The organism is uncultured Tateyamaria sp., assembly GCF_947503415.1.
Classification (GTDB): Bacteria; Pseudomonadota; Alphaproteobacteria; order Rhodobacterales; family Rhodobacteraceae; genus Tateyamaria.
On record NZ_CANNDS010000001.1, the window covers coordinates 615,360 to 635,550 of the forward strand.

Genomic DNA, 20,191 nt, shown 5'->3' on the forward strand with positions numbered 1-20,191 from the left:
GTGTCACGACCGGATCCCGATTCCCCCGGTCCCAAGGAACCACAGATTGTTCATTGGCTTTTGTGGCCTCTCATAATGCTCGTGTTGTTTTATGTCCTCTTTGCCTCGCAAATGCCCACCGGCGCGCCCGACACCCGATCGGTTCCTTATAGCGAGATGAAAGTGCTGATCCGCGCGGGTGAGATCACAAATGCCACCCTCGAAGAGACCGCTATTGTTGGCACCTTGCGCAGTCCGGAACCGGACGCACCCGGCCTTGTGCGGGCCGTTACCCCACAGCAACCCGATCCCACCCTGCTTCCCCTGCTGGAAGAGATGGATGTGACCATCACCGCCGAGGCACCGACGCAGGTGTCGCCGCTGTATTCATTCCTGCCATGGCTCTTGCTGATCGCTTTCTATGTCTGGCTGACGCGGCGCATGATGAACCGCGGCATGGGCGGTGGCAGTCTGAGTGGGCTTGGAAACCTGCTGAGCGGGCGCGGGTCCAAACCAACCGAACAGGCCCAGCGAACGACCTTTGCAGATGTCGCCGGTCAGGATGAGGCCAAGAGGGAGGTGTCAGAACTGGTCGAGTTTCTGCGCGACCCGGACCGGTTCCAGAAGGTGGGCGCGACCGTCCCGCATGGCGTGTTGCTCATGGGGCCTCCCGGCACGGGCAAGACACTCCTGGCGCGCGCACTGGCAGGAGAGGCGGACGTGCCGTTCTTTTCCACATCCGGGTCCGAATTTATCGAGGTTTTTGTGGGCGTAGGGGCGGGCCGCGTGCGCAAAATGTTCGAGGAAGCGCGCAAGCAAGCCCCTTCGATCATCTTCATCGATGAACTGGATAGCATTGGGCGCACACGGGGCACGGGTCTTGGTGGCGGTCACGACGAACGGGAGCAAACGCTGAACCAGATTCTGGCGGAACTGGACGGATTTTCCGGCAAGCACGCGGTTGTGGTGCTGGCCGCCACAAACCGCCCCGACGTCCTTGACCCGGCCTTGCTGCGACCGGGCCGTTTTGATCGCCATGTGACACTGTCCCTGCCCGACAAGCGCGCGCGCCGAGCGATCCTGGATGTGCATGTCAGGAACCTGCCATTGCATGCAAATGTCGATCTGGACCGCGTCGCCGCAGGTACGCCCGGCTTTTCGGGGGCTGACCTCAAGAATCTCTTGAATGAGGCGGCGATCACGGCCGCCCGTCGTTCGGGGTCCGATATCACGCCTGTCGATCTCGACGAGGCCCGCGACAAGGTCATGATGGGTACGGTCCGCACGCTTGCCATCATGCCCGAAGAGAAGCACCGACTTGCCGTGCACGAGGCCGGGCATACCGCGGCCGCGTTCTACTCCCCCGGCGCGGACCCTTTGTACAAAGTGACGATCATCCCGCGCGGGCGCAGCCTTGGCGGGACACACATGCTACAGGAAAATGAACGACACACGCTGCCCGAAACCTACCTTGAGACACAGTTGACCACGTTGCTTGCCGGTCGGGCCGCGGAAAAGCTGTTGCTTGGGTCAGTCAGCTCGGGTGCCGACGACGATATCCGACGGGCAACCACGCTTGCCCGTTCCATGGTCGCACGTTGGGGCATGGACCCCGACATCGGTCCCGTCGATTTGCGTGAAAGCGAAGATCACCCGTTTCTCGGACAGCAAATTGCGCGGCCCCGCACGTTCTCGGACGAAACGGCCGCTCGGGTCGATCAGGCCGTCATCGCGCTGCTGAACAGCGCAGAAGCACAGGCCACCCAGCTGATCGAGGACCACAGGAGCGAAGTGCTGACCCTTGTGGACCTGCTGGAGCATGAAGAAACGTTGGACAGGGAGGCAATTACCGGATGCCTCGACCCGGAAAAAGCCGGGACAACGATTGGATCACACACGGACATCCCGTCGGTCGCCGCGCCGGAATAGCGGCGAGGCCTGACCTGCCAATCCCGGCAACAGCCCCGCCAGCTTCGAACACGACTGGATGATCGCTACGTCGCACTCTGCACCGATCTGCCCCACCAGGTCTCGGTCTCCACCGACCGCCGGACCAGCGGGCTGAGCGCGATCAACAGGATCGCAATCGAAAACAGGCACCAGACGGCGGGCATTTCATTCGGGTTGTCGGTCAGCATCCATGCCAGAACAGGCCCGGTTACTGCATGCAGCAGAACAAACCGCCATGCCCCATAAACCAAGGGAAGCGCGAAAGCGGTGATCATGTAGGTGGGAAACCCCGACGCCAGGCCCAACTGGTTTTCCACGTTCGTCATCAAGCCGTTATAGGGCACCTGCCACCCGATGTGCCATGTGCCCGACACGGTACACCACTGTTCCCCGCAGAGCGGACTGCCCGGGAGACAGGGACCAACCCCGGTCAAGGGGGCGATCTGCAACAGCATCACACCTGCCGACAGGGCGCAGGCCGCATACACCCAAACGCGTGCGCGGCGCATGACGGAATGTGGCACCATCTCCATCGCGAAGGCGTTTATTAGGAAGGGCTGCAGAACGATGTGGAGGTCGGACAGAACCGTCACCGTTTGGTTCGACGGCGTGCCGCATTGATCGACCACGGCATAGCCCCAGACCTGTAGCGCCTCCATGACCGTGAAATAGGCCAGCGTCAGCCAGATCGCTGGCCGTTCGGCCCGAAGATATGTGACCGCTGTCGCCGTTACCCCAACGCCCACCATGGCGACTGATACTTCTGCACTCCAACACATGTCTTGTCCTCTCGCCCCTCACTTTAGGAGTGCTTGGGAGCGGTGGAATTGACAGCGATCAACTGCCAGTGGGCGAACATGGCCTATGAAACTGCGAACGTGTGCGTCCCAAGGTGCAAATCGACATGACCAGTGTTCCCCGAATGGCAGTGTCTGACAACGCATTCATTGCCGACAAACTCGACGAGGTCGCAGGCTTGCTTGACCAGCAAGGCGCCTCCCCCTTCCGGGTAAGGGCCTATCGTGATGCGGCAGATTATGTCCGCACGACGACACAACGGCTGAACGAACTCTATACGCACGCCGGGCGATCCGGGTTGGAGAACCTGCCCACCATAGGCGCGTCCATTGCCAGTGCGATCATCGAATTGCTGGAAACCGGCGATCTGGCTTTGCTGGACCGCCTTCGCGGATCAACCGACCCGGAGAAGCTGTTTCAGACCGTTCCAATGATCGGCCCATCTTTGGCGCGGTCAATTCACGACAGCCTGCATATCGATACGCTCGAGGCCTTGGAAAGTGCGGCCCATGACGGGCGTCTGGCGACGGTCAAGGGGATAGGGCGACGACGAATTGACGGGATTCGCTTTTCCCTGAACGACCTGCTGGCACGCAGGCGGCCCCGCCCGCTCGCAGCCACGGGAGAAGCGCCGGGCATCGCCGATATCCTGTCGGTGGACACCCAATACCGCGGATCGTTGCGTACCCTGCCGGTGATCAGACCGCGGCGTTTCAATGACAATGGGCATGCGCGCATTCCGATCCTGCATTGTGAAAGAGATCACTGGCGGTTCACCGCCATCTTTTCGAACACCGCTGCGGCGCATCGATATGGCAGAACGCGCGATTGGGTTGTCATCTATTTTGAACAGGATGACGCGCCCGAGGGGCTGGCAACCGTGGTAACCCAACATGGCGGTCCGATGGATGGCATGCGGGTCGTGCGGGGTCGGGAACAGGAATGTGCCGCGCACTATGACACGACACTGGACGGCATCAATGCCTGATGTGGCGTGCATGCGGCGATGGGTGTTGCGAGGTCTCTCGGTACTCGTCATTATTTGGCTTGCTTGGGCCACACAGACCCAAGCGGAAGGGGTTCAGCACGACAGCGACCACGCACAGCCGGGCTTTGACGTGCCACAATTCGGCAAGGCCATTTTGGTCAACATCCCCGCCTTCGAACTGATCGCCTTCGAGAACGGTACACCGGTCTTGCGCAGTCGGGTGATCGTGGGCACGCCCTGGCATCGCACGCCCCGGCTCAGGACGCATGTGTCATCTGTTCGCTTTCGACCGACGTGGCGCCCGACCCCTTCGATGATCGCAAGTGGCGAATACCCCGACCGCGTCTGGCCTCCGGGAGAGCGCAACCCCCTTGGGCTGGCAGCTGTCCGGCTGGGCACCGGGCTGCTTGTCTACCTGCACGACACCAACCGACGAGAATTGTTTGAACAGGACGATCGCGCCCTGTCCCATGGCTGCGTCAGGGTGCAGAAATGGGCAGAACTCGCGGCGTTTGTCCTGAGCGTGAACCTGCGGGAGGTGTTGCGACACGCTCACGGCACGCGAACTTTCGACGCCCCTGCACCGCCGATCCCGGTCGAGCTTGGGTATTACACGCGGTTTCCAGATGCCTCCGGCCAGATCGTTACGTATCCCGACATCTATGGCCTGCAAGGGGCTCTTGGGCTGTCGGACGATGTGCCACCGGTCGAGGATCTGGCATGCCTCCACCCATAGGCAGTCCGAGGCGCAAGATTGGCTCAACGGCACCCAAACCAGAAAAGACTTTGCAACATGCAACATCTGTCCAAACGGTTTGATCAGACATCACACCGATGACACCACCGGCCACGGTTGCGACACAGCGCGGACGCGCTTTAACTATCGCGCGCACCAATCGCTGACAGCGCGGCGTTTGCCACGTCCTTGTCCTGATCGGCAGTGCCTGATCCAATGCCGATGCCGCCGACGCAGTCGCCTTCAATGAAGATGGGCAGGCCTCCGCCCAGACGCGTGACGGCATTGCCGGTGGCGGCGGCGATTGCTGGTCCCACGGCCTCGGGGATCGCGTCGCTGGGTGCGCGGATGGAGGCGGCGGTGCAGGCCTTGGTCGCTGCACTCTTGAGGCTGAGGAATTTGGCCCCGGTCATGCGGATCTGGCCCAATGTGACGCCGCTCGCGTCCACGATGACGATGCATTGAGGCTGGCCCATTTCTTCGGCCTTTTGTACCGCCGCGGTCAGCATTTTCATGACGCCTGCATGAGTGAGGGTACGCGTTGGGGTCGTGAAATCGGTCATACCGGCGACACTCCGTTCACGTTCAGGAACACCGAGTAAAGCGAGGTCGTGCCGCAAATGAACAAGCGGTTCAGCTTGGGCCCGCCAAAGCAGACATTGGCGACCAGTTCGGGGATATGCACCTTGCCGATCAGCGTGCCGTCCGGGTCGTAGCAATGCACACCATCCGCGGCAGAGGTCCAGATGCGCCCGTCGCGGTCGAGGCGGAAGCCATCGAACAGCCCTTCGGTGCAGGTTGCAAAGATCTCTCCGCCGCTGAGTGTGCCGTCAGGGCCCACGTCGTGTCGGCGGATGTGTTTGGGGCCGTCAGGTGCGTGCGTGGCACCTGTGTCAGCGATGTAGAGTTGAGTTTCATCGGGGGAGAACGCGAGGCCATTCGGCTTGAGGTAGTCGTCCGCCATGATCCGGATGTCGCCGGTGTCCGGGTCCGCACGGTAGACATGGCAGGCACCGATTTCGCTCTCTGCGCGGTCGCCTTCGTAGTCCATCAGGATGCCGTAGCTGGGGTCCGTGAACCACACCGACCCATCAGATTTGACCACAACATCATTGGGTGAGTTCAGGCGTTTGCGGTCGTAGCTGTCGGCGATGACCGTGACCGTGCCGTCATGTTCGGTGCGCGTGACACGGCGGGCGAGGTGTTCGCAGCTGACCAGCCGCCCCTGCCGATCCACCGTGTTGCCGTTGGAGTTGTTCGACGGCTGGCGGAAGGTCGACACCGACCCGTCGGTCTCATCCCAGCGCAGCATTCGGTTGTTGGGGATGTCGGACCAGACCAGATAGCGCCCGGCGGCGAACCACACCGGCCCTTCGGACCAGCGTGCGCCGGTCCACAGCCGTTCGACCCGTGCGTGGCCCACGAAGCAGGCCTCGAACCGTGGATCAATGACTTCGAACCCGGTCCCTTCGATCACTCCGAACATCTGTGTCTTCCTTTCGTGTCGTGCGGCGCACACCCCAGCCGGGATGCGGGCGGGCGTTACCCGGATGGGCGGGATCATCGCCCCAGATCGCCTGATATGTGTCTATCGCCATGCCGCGTTTCTGCAAAATGACAAACGCGGTGATGAGGCCCGCCCACCACAGGATCAGAGACAGCCACATCCAGTTGGGGCCGTTGGCTTTCCAAAGACCCAGCAGGATGGTGATGACCCCAAGCAAGAGAAGCCCATAGCCGATGGACTTGTGCAGCGCCTCGAACATCAGCCGCCATGGCGTCATGTCGTAGTGGTGCCCATGCAGCGACCCATCCGGCGCGGGGGCTGTTGGGCCACCCTTGCTGCCGCGAAAGAGGCCCAGAAGGACTTGGACGGTCAGCAGCACAAGGACGCCGTAGCCGAACCAATTGTGCAGACTCATCCGGGTGAAATCCACAGGCAGAACCAGCACGAAGCCAAGCGCTGTCAGCCCCATCACAGCCATCTGCCCGATCCAATGGCTGCGCCACCACGCAAGGCTGTCAACCTCGCGCGGGAAATCCTGACCGGGCAGCACTTTGAAAAAGCGCGCAATCAAGACCGCAAGGGGGGCCAGCACGCCCCATCCCAGCACCATCGATCGCGCGTGCCACGACACGGCAAACCCAACCTCATGCGCGCGGGCCGCATCCATGGGGGAGAGCAGCCAATCCCACATCAGCCTTTGACCGCACCTGCCGTCATGCCGGTGATGATCTGACGGCTGGCGAGCAGCGTGAAAATGATGGGCGGAATGGCCAGCAGCATGCCCGTGGCCATGATGACCCCCCACTCGACGTTGAATTCCGACATGTTGTTCACGATCAGGATCGGCACGGTTTTGGTGTTCCGGTCGGACAGGGCCGAGGCGAGCAGGTATTCGTTCCACGCGATGCGGAAGGTAAAGATGGCCGCCGCCGCAAGGCCGGGCTTGATCAGGGGCAGCACGACTTTGAAGAAGACCTGAAACGGCCCTGCCCCATCGACGCGCGCGGCCTCTTCCAGGGATCGGGGCACCTGCACGATAAAGCTTTGCAGGATCCAGATCACGAAGGGCAGGTTCATGGCGACGTAGATCAGGATGATGCCGCTATGCGTGCCCGCCAGACAGACATCGCCACGCCCCCCAAACACATCCCGGATCGCGCCGCCGATCAGGCCATCACGGTCCAGACAAAACTCGTTGTTCCACAGGCCAAAGACGGGGACCAGAAGCACCGCAGGGGGCACCATCCGCACCATGAGGGTCGACAGCGAAACGGTATCCCGCCCCATGAACCGGAACCGCACCAGCGCGTAGGCCGCCATGCACCCGATCACCAGCGTCAGCACGGTCGAAATCAGCGCGATGATCAGCGAGTTGATGAACGCGCCACCAAACTTCAGCGAACAGAAATCCACATGGTTCGGCTCGTACCACAGCACGTCGCACAGCGCCTTTTCGTAGTTCTGGATCGTGGGCAGGAACAACAGCCCACCGGTGCCCGAGATGATGTCCACGTCCAGCTTGAACGAGTTGGCAAACATCAGGATCACCGGACCCACGGACATAAAGACCAGCAGGGCAATGACGGCATAAAAGGCTGGGTTCTGGCGTTCGGTATAAGCCATCAGTCGTCATCCTCCACAACCATGCGCAGCTTGGCGGCGCGGGCTTCTTGCCAGCGGGTGAAGGCGAACATGGCGACCGTCAGCAGCAAGAGCAGGATCAGCAGGTAGTTGGACATGGCCGCCGCCACGCCAAGCTCCCGGAATTCAGTGGCGGTGCGGGAAATGCGCAGGGCCAGGATTTCGGTCGACAGGCCCGGCCCGCCATTGGTCATCACCAAAATCACCTCAAGCACCTTGAAGGCGTCGATCAGGCGCAAGAGGCCGGTGACGATCAGGACCGGCATCATCAGGGGCAGCTTGATGTGAATGATCTGTTGCCACGGGGTGGCGCCGTCGATGCGCGCGGCCTCAAGCGCCGACCGGGGCAGCGATTGCAGCGCAGCCAGCGACAGGATGAAGATGAACGGCGTCCACTGCCATATGTCGGCAATGATGATCGACGTCAGGGCATAGTCCCCCAACCAATCGACCTTGGGCAGACCGATGCTTTCAAGAAAGCGGTTAAAGGTGCCGATGGTCGGATGGTACATGTAGCGCCACATCAGACCCACCACGACGGGCGCAATCATCATCGGCAGGATGAACATGGTGCGCAGCACAGACATGCCGCGAATGTCGCGGTCCAGAAGCAGGGCAAGGCCAACGCCCAGCACCATCTCGATCGACACAACGAAGAAGGCAAAGCGCAGGGTAACACCAAGGCTTTCGTGAAAATTGGGGTCGGACCAGAGGAAGATGTAGTTCTTGAGGCCGACAAACTCGGCTTCCCCGATGGATTGGCTTGGGTTCCAGTCCCGGAAGCTGCCCCAGACCATATAGCCCAGCGGGTAGAGTAACGCGATGGCCATGATGACAGCCGCAGGGGCCATGAACATGTAGGGCGTCATTCGGTTGGCCATGGCGATACGCATGCCGGGAACCTCGTGTCGGGGCGAAAGGGGTCAAAAGGCCGGGGCGCGTGCAGCGTGCATCACGCCCCGGCAGGGAGGATCAGCTTACTGCCAGGTATAGTAGCCGGCGTCTTCCATCACGGCTTTGGTCCGTTCGGCCACACCGTCCAACGCTTCCTGTATGTCCAGATCTTCGGTCAGCACTTTGGACAGGGTCGTGCCGATATCCGCGTTGATCTTGCCCCAGACGGGGATGATCGGACGCCAGTCGGGATCGGCATATTTCAGGGCCTCACCAAAGGTCGACGCGAACGGGTATTTGGCGTTCAGGTCCGCGTTCTCGTAGGTGGAGAAACGCGAAGGGTTGCCGCCTTCCATGGCGACCATCAGGTCACCCTCTTTCGACGTCAGCCACTGCATCAGCAGGAACGCGGCTTCCTTGTTTTCCGCATTCTTGGGGATCGCGATGCCAAAGCCGCCGGTCTGGCTGCCGCGACGCACGCCCTCGGGGTGCATTGCATAACCAACCTTGCCCACCACGGACGACCGGTCGGGGTTCTCAAAGCCGGGCATAAACGCGATGGAGTCCATGAACATGGCCGCATCACCGTTGGCAAACGCGTTGGCCGCTTCGGCCGGGCCAAAGCTCATCGCGCCTTCGGGGCCGCAATCCACGATGGTTTTCAGTGCCTCGGCCGCTTCCACACCAGCAGCGTTGTTGATGATCGGGTTCCACTGGTCGTCAAAGACGCGACCGCCCAAGGGGGCGAGGTGCAGCAGGAACGCGTGGCTCGCCTGGTGGCCCGATGCAGCGCGCGATGCCATACCGCCCATGCCCGGCTCAACCTCGGGGATCTTGCACGCCGCGTCCAGCAGCTGATCATAGGTTTCTGGCTCGGCAATCCCGTGCTTTTCAAAGATGTCCTTGCGGTAGGCCAGCACGGACGTCTCAGACCCGAATGGGATACCAAACAGCGACCCTGTCTTGCCCGGCAAATATCCTTTGGTGCCGCCCGCAACGCCGATATTTTCGACATAACCGTCGATTAGGTCATCCGCGTCATAGGCCGGGTTCGCCAGCTTGGGGTTCATGAAATACTTGGCGAGGTTCTCCAACTGATCGGCAAACACATAGTCGGCTTTGGAAAACACCACGTAGGAAATCAGGTCATATTCGCCTTCATCCTGCGCCAGTTCCAGCGTCTGACGTTCGCGCATCTTGAGGTATGGCAGCTGGTCCACCTCAACCTCGATGCCGGTCTGCTTTGTGAACTCCGGCAGCACCTTGATCGCGGCGTTGTAATGCGGATGCGCGGGGAAGTTCACAACCAGCGTCGTGCCCGCGTATTCTTCGTACGGATTGGCGTATGCCGCCCCTGCCATAAGCGCGGCCACCGCGCCCAGTTTCAACGATTTCAACATAGTTTCCTCCCGTTTATGTTGGTGTCTTGAGCCGCTAGAGCGCAACTTCTGTCTTGTGGTCGAAGAGGTGAATGCCGCCTGCATTGACGGCAAAGGTCAGGGTCTGGCCCAACGCCACAGGCGTGTCAGAGCCAAGCTCGACCATGACCTTGGCCGGGCCGCATTGGCACAGCAGCACGGATTGCGCGCCGACATATTCCGAGACGAGCACATCCAGCGACAGGGACCCGTCAGCCGGGGCATCCGCGTCATAGCGCAGGTCAGAGGGGCGCACGCCAAGCGTCACATCCTTGCTGGAATGCGCGCGGGCCGCTGCGGCCTTCGGTCCATCAAGGCGCAGGTCAAAGCCATCGCCCACAACAAAAACGTCGCCGTCCCGTTCAACAATCTGACCATCCAGAAAGTTCATCGGCGGCATGCCAAGAAAGCCCGCCACAAACTTGTTGATGGGCCGCTCGAACAGCTCTTTGGGTGCGCCCTGCTGCTGGATCACGCCGCCATGCATGACGACAATCCGGTCGGCCAGCGTCATCGCCTCGATCTGGTCATGGGTGACGTAGATCATGTTTTTCTGAACCCGCTGGCTCATCAGCGCCAGTTCCGCCCGCATCTGCCCGCGCAGCTTGGCGTCAAGGTTCGACAGCGGCTCGTCAAACAGGAACGTGGCAGCGTCGCGGGTCAGCGCGCGCCCCATGGCAACCCGCTGGCGCTGACCACCGGACAATTCGCCCGGCTTGCGATCCAGGTAATCGGACAGGCCCAAAGTCGCCGCCACATCGCGCACTTTCTTGTCAATCTCGGCCTTGGGGCGCTTTTGCAGGCGCAGGGCGAAGGACATGTTCCGCGCCACGTTCATATGCGGGTAAAGGGCGTAATCCTGGAACACCATCGCGATGTCGCGGTCCTTGGGCTCCAGATGTTTGACGGGCTTGTCGTCGATATAAATCTCACCCTCCGACACGTCCTCAAGCCCCGCGATCATGCGCAGGGTTGTGGACTTGCCGCAGCCCGAGGGGCCCACCAGAACGGTGAATTCGTTGTCGGCCATCTCAAGCTCGATGCCGTGCAGCACCTCCACGTTGCCGTAGCGCTTGATCAGCTTGTCCAGTCGGATATGTGGCATTCTGTCCCTGCCTTACGGCTTTGTTACCGGTCACAGTAGCAATTGTGACCGGTAACACAACATTTTTCTTCTCGGCTAAGTGGTTGATTTCACGTCGCTCAGCCTAGCGCGTGCTGTCGCGCAGGCTGATTTCGACCTCGATCTTGATGTTTTGGGGAATCGCGGACGGATCGCCATGCAGAAGCTCGGCCAGCAGTTGGCCCGTGGCCTGACCGATGCGCCGGGGATCGACGGTGACGGTGGAAATGGCAGGGGTGGAAAAGCGCGAGACCTCGAAGTTGCCGAAGCCCGCGACGCCGATATCGTCGGGCACAGACAGCCCCATTGCACCTAGCGCCGAAAGCGCCCCAAAGGCGGGCGCGTCCGAGACACAAAAGATGCAATCAGTGTCGGGATGCGCCTCGAGCAAGGCCGGTGTTGCCTGTGCGCCATCCTCAATCGACAGGGGCGGTTTGCCCAGTTTGACCTGCCGATGCGCGGACAGTCCCGCCTCTTTCATCGCCAGCGCAAATCCCTTGCGCCGGGCAGCACCACGGGTCCAGTCGTCATCCGCCTCACCCAGAAACGCGATGTTGCGATAGCCCCGTCCGATGAGGGCGCGGGTCATGTCAGCGGCCGCGTCCCGGTTCGAAAAGCCGATGGTGTGCCCGATGGGGCCTTCGGGCTTTTCCCAAAGCTCAATCACCGGCACCTGCGCGTCCGAGAGCAACTGCACGGTCCGGTCGGAATGCCCGTCATAGGACAGCACAATCGCTTCGGGCCTGCGGCGTAGCATCGCCTCGACCAACTGCTCCTCTCGGTCTTGGGCATAGTCGGTGTGGCCAAGCAGGATCTGCTGGCCGATGCCCTCCAACTCCTCGGTCAGCGCCTGAACGGTTTCGGCAAAGTGCAGGTTGTTCAGCGACGGCACCAGCACCGCGACAAAGCCTGAGCGTTTGGTCGTCAGGCTGCCCGCCATCTGGTCGGGCACATAGTTCATCTCGCGCACGACCTTCAGGATACGGTCGCGCGTGTCCTTCGACACCGGGCTGTCCTTTTTCAGCGCTCGGCTCACCGTCATGCGCGACACACCTGCAGCGCGCGCCACGTCGCGCATTGTGACGGGACCAGAGGATTTTTGTGGTGGCCGGGACATGTGCTGCAGGGTGTTCGCGGTAACATTCCGCGTCAAGGTGGTATTTGTCAAGGCGCGGACATCCTGTTCAAGGACGGCTGAGATACGGTACCCTCCCCGGCGCTGGCGAGAAAGCGCTTGGTAAATTGCGGTGGCTGTACCGTCTTCTTATGTGGGCAATGGCACCGGTATTTGTTCAAGGATTATAAGGCTGTGAGATTTTCACCTGTTGCGCGATTGGCCGTCAGGCTTTCTGTTTGTCTGGCCCTTTTGGGTGGTTCGGTTGTCTCCGCCTCGGCAGAGACTGTGCTGAGCCGGGACCAGTTTTCCGACCAAATGGGCGACCGGCAGTCAAGCTTTCTGGCGCGTGATCTTATGACCGGCACCGTGTGCCGTTTGGAAGGCAGCGATCTGGAGACGCGCCACGCCCCATGGTCGACATTCAAAATCCCCAATACCCTGATCGCGCTTGAAACCGGTGCGGCGGCGGGTATTGACCATTGGCGGGATTGGGACCCTGCGCAGCGCCCTGCGTTACAGTACTGGCCTGAGGCATGGCGGCAAGGGCAAACTCTGAAAACGGCGTTTCAACGGTCAGCCGTGTGGTACTTTCAGGACATCGCGTTTGATATCGGCAGCCCAAGCTACCGCACCGCTCTGGAGGACTGGCGCTATGGCAATGCGGTGGTGCCAGATGGGTCTGACGCATTTTGGCTGGGCGGGCCTTTGAAGCTGTCAGTGGATGAACAGGTTGGGTTTCTGACCCGGATGGTCCAAGGCGATCTTGGGGTACAGAGCGCCCATCTTGCTGACCTGATGAATGCAGCACATGCGGGGCCGCTTGGGTCTGCAACGCTATATGGCAAAACCGGGTCCGGGCCGGTTCGGTCGGGTCAGTTTTCTGGCAAGTTTGAAGGGTGGTATGTGGGATGGCTTACGCGGGGCGATGACGTCTTTGTCGTATTCGCGCACCATGTAACCGGCCCGTATTTCGACGCAATCCGCACGTACCGTCGTGACTTTGCCGAAACACTGCTGACGGCTTGCGGACTGACCGGGGCACAACAATAGCAGGTTGGCATCACCCCCTGAAAAGGGATGACGCCCGCTTGTTTCTAGCGATCCAGTGCGCCCACGCCTGAGAAGCGGAACGCTTCCTGTTCCAGTGCGTCGATCTCGTCCGCGCTCATCTCGTCATGGGCCACGGTGATCCGCCCCAGGAAAACGAAGGGCAATTCGTCTGCGCGCCCTTCAAGATCCGCCTTGATGGCTTCGGCTGTGGCTGCACCTACATCGTCACCCATACGCATCGGTGTGGCGTCCAGCTCACCGCGGCGGATGGCGTCCAGTTCCAAACCCGTGCCGCCCCACCCGGTCGAGAATATCTCTTTCTCCTTGCCGACGGACACTTGCGCCTCGACGCTGCCCATCGCCATCGCGGTGTTGGCATTGTGGATGATTGTCGCCTCTGGATAAGCCTGCAGGATCAGCGACGTGCCGGCAAAGCCACCTTCGCGCTGATACTCACCATAGTGTTCATACACGGTGGTCCAACCTGCTTTCTCCTCGACACAGGCTTTGAAATCACCAGACCGCTGGTTGTCCGTGATGCCGGGAATGCCGCGGTTCATCGCCATGGTCACGCCTTCACCCAAGCGCCCGATCATGTAGTCGCACATGGTCAGGGCACCAGCAGCGGACGAAAAATCAAACCACGCGGCTGGCTGATTTTCCAACTCTTTCAGCGGTGTGTGAAAGGCCCAGACATAAGTGGTCAGATCGTCCGTTTCCGCCGCCAGTTTCGAAATGTTGTCGGCTTGAATGGCCAGTTCCGATGGGCCGAAAATGACGTAATCATAGATGTCTTTGTCCAGAACCACCTGATTGGCATAGGTCGTTTGCAGCGAATGTTCGATCTGGCGCGAGGCGAATTCGGTCGTTTCGTATTGCACGCCCAATTCGTCCAGACGTTTGGTCATCGCCAGATAATTACGCGCCCAGAAGTCCGAGGTGTCGGACGACGGATAGATCAGGGCGATCTGGACGGGCGCATCTTGCGAACCAGTGAATGCCACAGCTTCGGCGCCAACGACGGCTTGCATCGCTTCCAGCTTGCCTTCCGCGTTCACCTCATCGGGGACCCAGTAGTCACGATCCGCGATGTCGGGCAGTTCCTTCAGCGGCAATGTGGAATGACCGTCAGCCAAGGCCGCGCTGGTCATTGCTGTTGCCACGAGGGCTGTGGTTGCTAAAAATCTCATCTTGGTTCCTCCCTTTGCAATGAGAGCGGGGCCACCGGCCGGTGTCGGGGCTGCACCCCCGGCCCGGCCACCCCGCATATGGCCGTTTACCCGCTGTTCACGGTGTCCCCGGCAAAGATGCCGCCGATCGCCAACAGGGCAATCAGGACACCAATCAGCAGCGCGGAAAACCGCACCAGTTTCTGACCCTCGGCTGTTCGCAGATCAGCGAACCAACCACCCGCGCCATCGCGGTCCTTCTTCTGAATCCAGGCATAAAGTGCGACCGAACTGATGATCACAAAGCCCGACGCGACGGGCTGCCAGAAGAACTCGATCCGCAGCGTCACCAATGCGTTCAGCATCATCGCCAGCAGCAGCACGCCCGAGAACGACCCGATGATGGACGCCCGGCCCCCAAAGAGCGACGTGCCCCCCACAACCACCGCCGCGATGACGTGCAGGTTGAAGAAGGGGGCCATCGTCGCCTGAATTGCGTTCTGTTTGCCCGTCAGCATCAGACCCGCAAGGGCCGCACACGCTCCACAGAGGACATAGGCGTAGACCTTGTGCCGCTTCACCCCAATGCCCGTCAGTTCCGCCGATTCCGGGCTGGAGCCGATGGCGACCGTATACCGGCCAAAATGCGTGCGTTTCAGGATGTAGTAGCCCGCTACCATGGTCAGCATGCCGATCACCGCAGGCGTGGGGATGAAGAACGGCGTTTGCCCCCGCCCCATTTCCGTCAGCACGTCCGGGAAACGCGCGAGCACCAGCCCCTTGGCCAGCAAAAGCGCGAACCCTTTATAGACTAGGTCCATCGCCAGTGTGCCGATCAGATCGGGCACGTTGAACCGCGTGATCACCAGCCCGTTGATCAGCCCCAGCAGCGCGCCGATGGTCAGCGCAATCGGGATCCCGACATAAATCGAAAAGCCGAACTGCTTCACCAGAAACGCCATGATAATGGCCGACAGTACGGCCACCGACCCAACCGACAGGTCAATGCCGCGCTGGGTGATGACGAAGGTCATCGCCATTGCCATTGGCATGTAAAGGGCGGCGTCCTGCAGGATCAACTCAAGATTGCTGATGCGGTAAAACCGGTCGGGCGAGGCTACGGCCATGAACAGGAAGATGGCGGCAATCATCGCCATTGGCGCAATGACCGCCATGTATGGCTCAAGCCGTTCGCTGAGCGGTGGCTTGTAGTTTGGGTCAACGGCGGTGTTCATGCGGCGTCCTCCTTGGCACCAACGATCATGCCCAGAACCTCTTGGGTCGAGCTTTCGGCGGTGAGGGCGACACCCACACATTGCCCCCGGCGCTGCACATGCACGCGGTCCGCAACTTCGAACACATCATCCAGCGAGTGACTGATCAGGATCACGGCCAGCCCTTGCGCCTTGAGGGCCTTGATCAGTTTCAGGGTCCGCGCAGTTTCCTGCGGGCCAAGGGCGGCGGTGGGTTCGTCCATGACCAGCACCCGCAGACCCTCGTGATAAACCGCACGTGCAATGGCCACGGCCTGACGCTGCCCGCCCGACAGGCTGTCGGTCGGCGCGTCCAGTGATTTCAGGCGCACGCCCAAGCGTTCCATCAGAACGCGTTCTGTCTCTGACCGCATCTTCTTGTTGTCGAGGACAGTGATGCCAAACACTTTCTTGGTCAGTTCATTGCCCAGAAACATGTTGGCCGCAGGATCAAGGTGATCGGCGAGCGCCAGAGTTTGATAAACGGCGTCGATCCCAGCGCGTGCGGCGTCGGCGTGGTTGGAGAACTCGACCTTTTCGCCATCGAGGAAGATGTCCCCCTCGGTCGGCTGGTAGACGCCGGTTAAAACCTTGATCAGGGTCGACTTGCCTGCGCCGTTGTCGCCCACAATTGCCAGCACCTCGCCGGCATAGGCAGTCAGGTCGACGTTTTCCAAAGCGGTCACGCCGCCGAACCGTTTGGTGATGCCCGTCATCTGGACAAGCGGTGTCTGTGCCATGGCGTTATCCTCCGCCAACTCGGATGGGTGGCGCGGATACATGCGCCGGAACTCAACTCGAAAAAACAAAGGTGCAGGGCCCCGGCACTCACTCCGGGACCCCGCGGGGGGAGAACTCTTACTTGCCCCAGATATCCGCGTATGCGTCGCGGTAAGGGATGTCCGGATCAAAGGCGTTGCTGTCGCCCAGCTTCGCCAAGCCTTCGGGCGTGACCAGCGCGGGCGAGGTGACATAACCCGAGCACGCCTCGCCCTGAATGGCGCGGTTCAGCTCGTCCACCAGTTGCCAGCCCTGCAGGTTCAAAGGCTCGGCCACGGTGATCGCCTGATAGCCGTTTGAGCGGATGCGCTGGAACGCGGCCTCTGACCCGTCACCAGCAGAGCCCGCTTGTGGCCCCGCGTCAGGGGACAGACCAGCAGCCGCCAGCGACGGTCCCATGAAGTCAAAGTACAAGTCATTGATCGCCAGCGCATGCGTCCAGCTTTCACCGTATTTCTGCAACAGCGACGTGGTCAGCGGACCCATACGCGTGGACGTGTCCGCAATCGGCGTATCCACATATTCCAATACGGTGCCGCCTGCCGCCTCGACCGTCTCTTTCAGCCGGTCCGCCTTGTCGATGGCGATCTGGTAGGTGGAGTCGGTGAAGATCACCACACCAATGTCTTTGCCGCCATCCTCAAGCGCCCATTCGGCAGCCACTTCGGACACGGTCATCGCGTCCGTGGACACGTTGGCAAAGATGCCGCCCGGCGCGTCGCAACCAATCTTTGGCCCTGAGTGCCAGGCGACCATCGGCACGCCTGCATCCACGACACCCTCAAGGGCGGCTTGCTGTTCGACTGCATCAAACCCGTTGATGATGATGCCGTCCGCTTTCAGCGCCAGCGCCTGACCAATTGCGGCCGTCCGGCCTTGAATAGAGCCTGCGCCGTCCAGAACACGAACTTCCCAGCCGATCTTCTCGGCGGCCTCTTCAACACCCGTGGTCACCCCCAGAATGCCACCGTTTTTCAGGTCACCGGCGACCACCACGATGGACTTGCCCTCCGCCGCCGCAGGCCCGCTTGTCGGGCCATCCCATTCGGCCAAAGCCGGAACAGCCGTCATCATCGTCGCGGCCATCAATCCGGCCAGAAATGTACGTTTTTGCATAGTATCCTCCCTTTGCAATCACTCGATCTTGCCGTGCAGTTTGACCCAAAAACCGGTTCCCACTTTTTGGACTGCACTCAATGCGTCAGCGCTTGTCTGCACCTTTTTTGCGCTGCGCGTAGCCTGCGATGCCAATGGCAACCAGCAGGGTAACTCCGTTGAACAGCGGCTCGACCCAGAAGGAGCCGCCTAATTGTTGAATGCCTGAAATGCCCACGGCCAGAATGACAACACCGACAACGGTGCCCCACACATTGACCCGTCCCGGCTTGATCGTGGTCGACCCGAGGAACGCGCCAACAAGCGCAGGCAGCAGGAACTCAAGGCCTACAGATGCCTGCCCGATCCGCAGCTTCGCGGCCAGCAGCACCCCCGCCAACGCCGTCATGGTGCCCGACGCAACAAAGGCACCGATCACATATTTTCGCGTGGGTATGCCGTTGAGTTGTGCGGCGCGCTGGTTCGCGCCAATGGCATAGAGGTAGCGGCCCACGGGTGTGTATTCGAGGACGATCCACATCACGACCGTGATGACGATCAGGTAGTAAGCAGTGATCGGCAAGCCAAAGACAAAGGTGGTGTTCAGGGCATAAAACCCATCCGGCAACAGCCCCACCATCTGTCGCCCCCCGGTGTGCCATAGGGCCAGCGCATAGAGCACCGTCCCCGTCCCAAGCGTGGCAATAAAGCTGTCGATCTTGGCAACTTCGACCAGCAACCCGTTCAGGAAACCGGTCACAGCGCCCAGCAGCAGCACAATTGCAACGGCAATCGGCCAGGGCAGGCCCAGCATCGTCTGCAAGCTGATCGCCAGAATGTGCCACAGCACAATCCCATACCCCACGGTCAGATCAATCCGCCCCGCCGCCATGGGGATCATCGCGCCCAGCGACAACAGCGCAATGATCGCCTTGTCAGAGATGATGGACCGCAGGTTCAGCATCGTGGGGAACGTGTTGGGCAGCAGGACCGAAAACAGGCCAATCAGAAACACCGTCAGGATGACCAAGCCGTAAACCGGCAAGAACCGCATGATGCGCTTGCCCATGCTCAAGCCCTTCAACTCGGCCTTGGTTGGCTCCAATGCGCCGGATTCAAGCGACTGCATTTGCACCGCCCCCTTGTGTTTCGATATTCCCGGCAGAAGCCGACTGGATCAGGTTTTCCGTCGTCAATCGCGTGCCACTCAACTCGTCCACGATGGCGCCCTGGCTGAACACGATGGCGCGGTGGCAGATGGTTGCGATCTCTTCGAAATCGGTCGACATGATCAGGATCGCGACCCCGTCGCCAAGGGCGCGGTTCAGCAGAGCATAGATCTCGGACTTCGCGCCCACATCCACGCCCGCCGTCGGGTCCTCGCAGATAAGCAGCTTGCGTTTGGTGGCGAGCCAGCGGCCAATGACGACCTTTTGCTGGTTGCCGCCCGACAGCGCCTCGATGGCAAGGGTTGGGTCATTGGGCGACAGGCCCAGTTCGGCCCCAATGATGGCGGCTTGATCCGCTTCGGTCCGCGGCGACAAGAGGTTCAGCAGTTTGCGGCCAATGCCTTCGGGGTTCAGAAACGTGTTTTCCCGAATGGACAGGCTCATGGCGACGGATTCTTCGGTCCGGTCCTTGGCGACCAGCCCCACACCCGAATGCAGCGCCTTTTGTGGCGTGGACAAATCAGGCTGCACGCCACCCAACGTCACCGACCCTTCATAGGGCACCAACCCAAACAGCGCGCGCGAGATGGCCTCGTGCCCCGCTCCGCGCAGACCAACAAGGCCCAAAACTTCGTTCTTTTGCAGATCGAAGTTAAGAGTTTGCATGCCCGCCACTTCGAAATCCCGCAGCGACAGCACAGGCGCGCCAATCGCCTCGTTCGCCTTGACTGTCTCGCGGGTCTTGCGGCCCACGATTTTCTGCACCAACTCCTCGGGCGTGGTGTGCGCGATGCTGCGCATGCCCACCATGGCCCCGTCCCGCAGCACGGCCACACGGTCGGCAATCTGGAAAATTTCATCCAGCCGGTGGCTGACATAGATCATGCCGACGCCCTTTTCGCGCAGCGAGCGCAGGGCGGTGAACAAGCGCTCAACCTCGTCCGCAGGCAGTGACGCGGTGGGCTCATCCAGCACCAGAAACTCGCTGTCCACCGCCAACGCGCGGGCGATGGCAACAAGCGACTTTTCGGTGCGCGTCAAATCCTCGACCCGCGTGGTGGGGTCAAATTCGGCATCGACCTTGTGCAGCGCTTCGACTGCGAAATGCTCAACATCCTTCCAACGGATCAAACCGTTCTTGCGGGAAAACCCAAGGGCCAGGCTGATGTTCTCGGCCACCGTCATCCATTCGATCAGGCCAAGGTCCTGGTGGATGAACGCCACCTTCTGACGTTCGCCAAATCCAGCGAGTGTGTGTTGGTAAGGCTCGCCGTCAATCAGCACCCGGCCTGCGTCCGGCGCATGGATGCCCCCCAGCACCTTGATGAGTGTGGATTTGCCCGCCCCGTTCTCGCCCAACAGCGCGACAATCTCGCCCCGGCCCACAGTCAACGACACGTCTTTCAGCGCGTAAGTCCCGCCAAAATGCTTGTCGATGCTGTCGAAAAACAAACCTGATTGCAGGTCTGGCATAACGTCTCCTCCGGGGTTACGGCCCCCAACCTCCCCGTTGAGTTACCCGTA

General features: G+C 60.9%; 19 protein-coding genes. 4 read left to right on the forward strand and 15 right to left on the reverse strand.

All coding sequences use genetic code 11. From position 1 onward, the window contains the following. The first annotated feature begins 75 nt into the window (after positions 1–75). Positions 76–1,908 (forward strand): ATP-dependent zinc metalloprotease FtsH, encoded by a 1,833-nt coding sequence (gene ftsH, locus Q1A32_RS02945; protein ID WP_299649303.1) that lies wholly within the window; start codon positions 76–78, stop codon positions 1,906–1,908. 65 nt (positions 1,909–1,973) lie between these two features. Here ftsH and Q1A32_RS02950 read toward each other — a convergent pair whose 3' ends face one another. Then, complete coding sequence (locus Q1A32_RS02950; RefSeq protein WP_299649306.1) at positions 1,974–2,708, reverse strand: DUF5765 domain-containing protein; 735 nt, start codon at positions 2,706–2,708, stop codon at positions 1,974–1,976. Positions 2,709–2,833: 125 nt separating this feature from the next. On the opposite strand from Q1A32_RS02950, the gene Q1A32_RS02955 reads away from it, so the two are divergent. Both Q1A32_RS02955 and Q1A32_RS02960 read left to right on the forward strand, forming a co-directional pair. Continuing rightward, positions 2,834–3,715: a helix-hairpin-helix domain-containing protein gene (locus Q1A32_RS02955; protein WP_299649309.1), complete on the forward strand. Its 882-nt coding sequence runs from the start codon at positions 2,834–2,836 to the stop codon at positions 3,713–3,715. Next, the gene (locus tag Q1A32_RS02960; RefSeq protein WP_299649314.1) at positions 3,708–4,451 is read left to right on the forward strand and encodes a L,D-transpeptidase family protein; all 744 of its coding nucleotides are present in this window, start codon (positions 3,708–3,710) and stop codon (positions 4,449–4,451) included. The genes Q1A32_RS02955 and Q1A32_RS02960 overlap by 8 nt, the downstream gene beginning before the upstream one ends. A gap of 140 nt (positions 4,452–4,591) precedes the next feature. Here the strand turns inward: Q1A32_RS02960 and Q1A32_RS02965 are convergent, their stop codons facing one another. The 8 genes from Q1A32_RS02965 to Q1A32_RS03000 form a co-directional block, all read right to left on the reverse strand. Further along, complete coding sequence (locus tag Q1A32_RS02965; protein ID WP_299649317.1) at positions 4,592–5,014, reverse strand: heme-binding protein; 423 nt, start codon at positions 5,012–5,014, stop codon at positions 4,592–4,594. After that, positions 5,011–5,937, reverse strand: coding sequence for an SMP-30/gluconolactonase/LRE family protein (locus Q1A32_RS02970; RefSeq protein ID WP_299649320.1), 927 nt, complete (start codon positions 5,935–5,937; stop codon positions 5,011–5,013). Before Q1A32_RS02970 ends, Q1A32_RS02965 begins: the two co-directional genes overlap by 4 nt. Beyond that, entirely contained in the window at positions 5,897–6,649 is a 753-nt protein-coding gene (locus Q1A32_RS02975; RefSeq protein ID WP_299649323.1) for a cytochrome b561 domain-containing protein, read from the reverse strand. Before Q1A32_RS02975 ends, Q1A32_RS02970 begins: the two co-directional genes overlap by 41 nt. Continuing rightward, on the reverse strand, positions 6,649–7,581 hold the full coding sequence (locus Q1A32_RS02980; RefSeq protein ID WP_299649326.1) for a carbohydrate ABC transporter permease: 933 nt from the start codon (positions 7,579–7,581) through the stop codon (positions 6,649–6,651). The genes Q1A32_RS02975 and Q1A32_RS02980 overlap by 1 nt, the downstream gene beginning before the upstream one ends. After that, complete coding sequence (locus Q1A32_RS02985) at positions 7,581–8,492, reverse strand: carbohydrate ABC transporter permease (protein WP_299649329.1); 912 nt, start codon at positions 8,490–8,492, stop codon at positions 7,581–7,583. The genes Q1A32_RS02980 and Q1A32_RS02985 overlap by 1 nt, the downstream gene beginning before the upstream one ends. Before the next feature lie 84 nt (positions 8,493–8,576). Further along, entirely contained in the window at positions 8,577–9,893 is a 1,317-nt protein-coding gene (locus Q1A32_RS02990) for an extracellular solute-binding protein (protein WP_299649332.1), read from the reverse strand. 34 nt (positions 9,894–9,927) lie between these two features. After that, positions 9,928–11,016 carry an ABC transporter ATP-binding protein gene (locus tag Q1A32_RS02995; RefSeq protein ID WP_299649335.1) on the reverse strand — a complete coding sequence of 363 codons (1,089 nt, stop codon included), beginning with the start codon at positions 11,014–11,016 and terminating at the stop codon, positions 9,928–9,930. A 103-nt stretch (positions 11,017–11,119) separates the two neighbouring features. Next, the gene (locus tag Q1A32_RS03000; protein WP_299652736.1) at positions 11,120–12,151 is read right to left on the reverse strand and encodes a LacI family DNA-binding transcriptional regulator; all 1,032 of its coding nucleotides are present in this window, start codon (positions 12,149–12,151) and stop codon (positions 11,120–11,122) included. Between the two features lie 192 nt (positions 12,152–12,343). Between Q1A32_RS03000 and Q1A32_RS03005 the strand changes: the two genes are divergently transcribed. Continuing rightward, complete coding sequence (locus Q1A32_RS03005) at positions 12,344–13,201, forward strand: penicillin-binding transpeptidase domain-containing protein (RefSeq protein WP_299649338.1); 858 nt, start codon at positions 12,344–12,346, stop codon at positions 13,199–13,201. Between the two features lie 44 nt (positions 13,202–13,245). On the opposite strand, the gene Q1A32_RS03010 is transcribed toward Q1A32_RS03005, so the two are convergent. The 6 genes from Q1A32_RS03010 to Q1A32_RS03035 form a co-directional block, all read right to left on the reverse strand. Then, positions 13,246–14,391, reverse strand: a complete 1,146-nt coding sequence (locus Q1A32_RS03010; RefSeq protein ID WP_299649341.1) for a substrate-binding domain-containing protein — start codon at positions 14,389–14,391, stop codon at positions 13,246–13,248. 86 nt (positions 14,392–14,477) lie between these two features. Further along, positions 14,478–15,605, reverse strand: coding sequence for an ABC transporter permease (locus Q1A32_RS03015; RefSeq protein WP_299649344.1), 1,128 nt, complete (start codon positions 15,603–15,605; stop codon positions 14,478–14,480). After that, positions 15,602–16,363, reverse strand: coding sequence for an ATP-binding cassette domain-containing protein (locus Q1A32_RS03020; RefSeq protein ID WP_299649347.1), 762 nt, complete (start codon positions 16,361–16,363; stop codon positions 15,602–15,604). Before Q1A32_RS03020 ends, Q1A32_RS03015 begins: the two co-directional genes overlap by 4 nt. Positions 16,364–16,481: 118 nt before the next feature. Beyond that, on the reverse strand, positions 16,482–17,519 hold the full coding sequence (locus Q1A32_RS03025) for a substrate-binding domain-containing protein (protein ID WP_299649351.1): 1,038 nt from the start codon (positions 17,517–17,519) through the stop codon (positions 16,482–16,484). An 85-nt stretch (positions 17,520–17,604) separates the two neighbouring features. Then, positions 17,605–18,627: an ABC transporter permease gene (locus tag Q1A32_RS03030; protein WP_299649354.1), complete on the reverse strand. Its 1,023-nt coding sequence runs from the start codon at positions 18,625–18,627 to the stop codon at positions 17,605–17,607. Continuing rightward, positions 18,614–20,140: a sugar ABC transporter ATP-binding protein gene (locus Q1A32_RS03035; protein WP_299649357.1), complete on the reverse strand. Its 1,527-nt coding sequence runs from the start codon at positions 20,138–20,140 to the stop codon at positions 18,614–18,616. The genes Q1A32_RS03030 and Q1A32_RS03035 overlap by 14 nt, the downstream gene beginning before the upstream one ends. Between the last annotated feature and the right edge of the window lie 51 nt (positions 20,141–20,191).

Excerpts from the sequence above, each read along its gene's own strand:
- ftsH (WP_299649303.1), top strand. The coding sequence starts at position 76 with ATGCTCGTGTTGTTTTATGTCCTCTTTGCCTCGCAAATGCCCACCGGC.
- Q1A32_RS02950 (WP_299649306.1), bottom strand. The coding sequence starts at position 2,708 with ATGTGTTGGAGTGCAGAAGTATCAGTCGCCATGGTGGGCGTTGGGGTA.
- Q1A32_RS02955 (WP_299649309.1), top strand. The coding sequence starts at position 2,834 with ATGACCAGTGTTCCCCGAATGGCAGTGTCTGACAACGCATTCATTGCC.
- Q1A32_RS02960 (WP_299649314.1), top strand. The coding sequence starts at position 3,708 with ATGCCTGATGTGGCGTGCATGCGGCGATGGGTGTTGCGAGGTCTCTCG.
- Q1A32_RS02965 (WP_299649317.1), bottom strand. The coding sequence starts at position 5,014 with ATGACCGATTTCACGACCCCAACGCGTACCCTCACTCATGCAGGCGTC.
- Q1A32_RS02970 (WP_299649320.1), bottom strand. The coding sequence starts at position 5,937 with ATGTTCGGAGTGATCGAAGGGACCGGGTTCGAAGTCATTGATCCACGG.
- Q1A32_RS02975 (WP_299649323.1), bottom strand. The coding sequence starts at position 6,649 with ATGTGGGATTGGCTGCTCTCCCCCATGGATGCGGCCCGCGCGCATGAG.
- Q1A32_RS02980 (WP_299649326.1), bottom strand. The coding sequence starts at position 7,581 with ATGGCTTATACCGAACGCCAGAACCCAGCCTTTTATGCCGTCATTGCC.
- Q1A32_RS02985 (WP_299649329.1), bottom strand. The coding sequence starts at position 8,492 with ATGCGTATCGCCATGGCCAACCGAATGACGCCCTACATGTTCATGGCC.
- Q1A32_RS02990 (WP_299649332.1), bottom strand. The coding sequence starts at position 9,893 with ATGTTGAAATCGTTGAAACTGGGCGCGGTGGCCGCGCTTATGGCAGGG.
- Q1A32_RS02995 (WP_299649335.1), bottom strand. The coding sequence starts at position 11,016 with ATGCCACATATCCGACTGGACAAGCTGATCAAGCGCTACGGCAACGTG.
- Q1A32_RS03000 (WP_299652736.1), bottom strand. The coding sequence starts at position 12,151 with ATGTCCCGGCCACCACAAAAATCCTCTGGTCCCGTCACAATGCGCGAC.
- Q1A32_RS03010 (WP_299649341.1), bottom strand. The coding sequence starts at position 14,391 with ATGAGATTTTTAGCAACCACAGCCCTCGTGGCAACAGCAATGACCAGC.
- Q1A32_RS03015 (WP_299649344.1), bottom strand. The coding sequence starts at position 15,605 with ATGAACACCGCCGTTGACCCAAACTACAAGCCACCGCTCAGCGAACGG.
- Q1A32_RS03020 (WP_299649347.1), bottom strand. The coding sequence starts at position 16,363 with ATGGCACAGACACCGCTTGTCCAGATGACGGGCATCACCAAACGGTTC.
- Q1A32_RS03025 (WP_299649351.1), bottom strand. The coding sequence starts at position 17,519 with ATGCAAAAACGTACATTTCTGGCCGGATTGATGGCCGCGACGATGATG.
- Q1A32_RS03030 (WP_299649354.1), bottom strand. The coding sequence starts at position 18,627 with ATGCAGTCGCTTGAATCCGGCGCATTGGAGCCAACCAAGGCCGAGTTG.
- Q1A32_RS03035 (WP_299649357.1), bottom strand. The coding sequence starts at position 20,140 with ATGCCAGACCTGCAATCAGGTTTGTTTTTCGACAGCATCGACAAGCAT.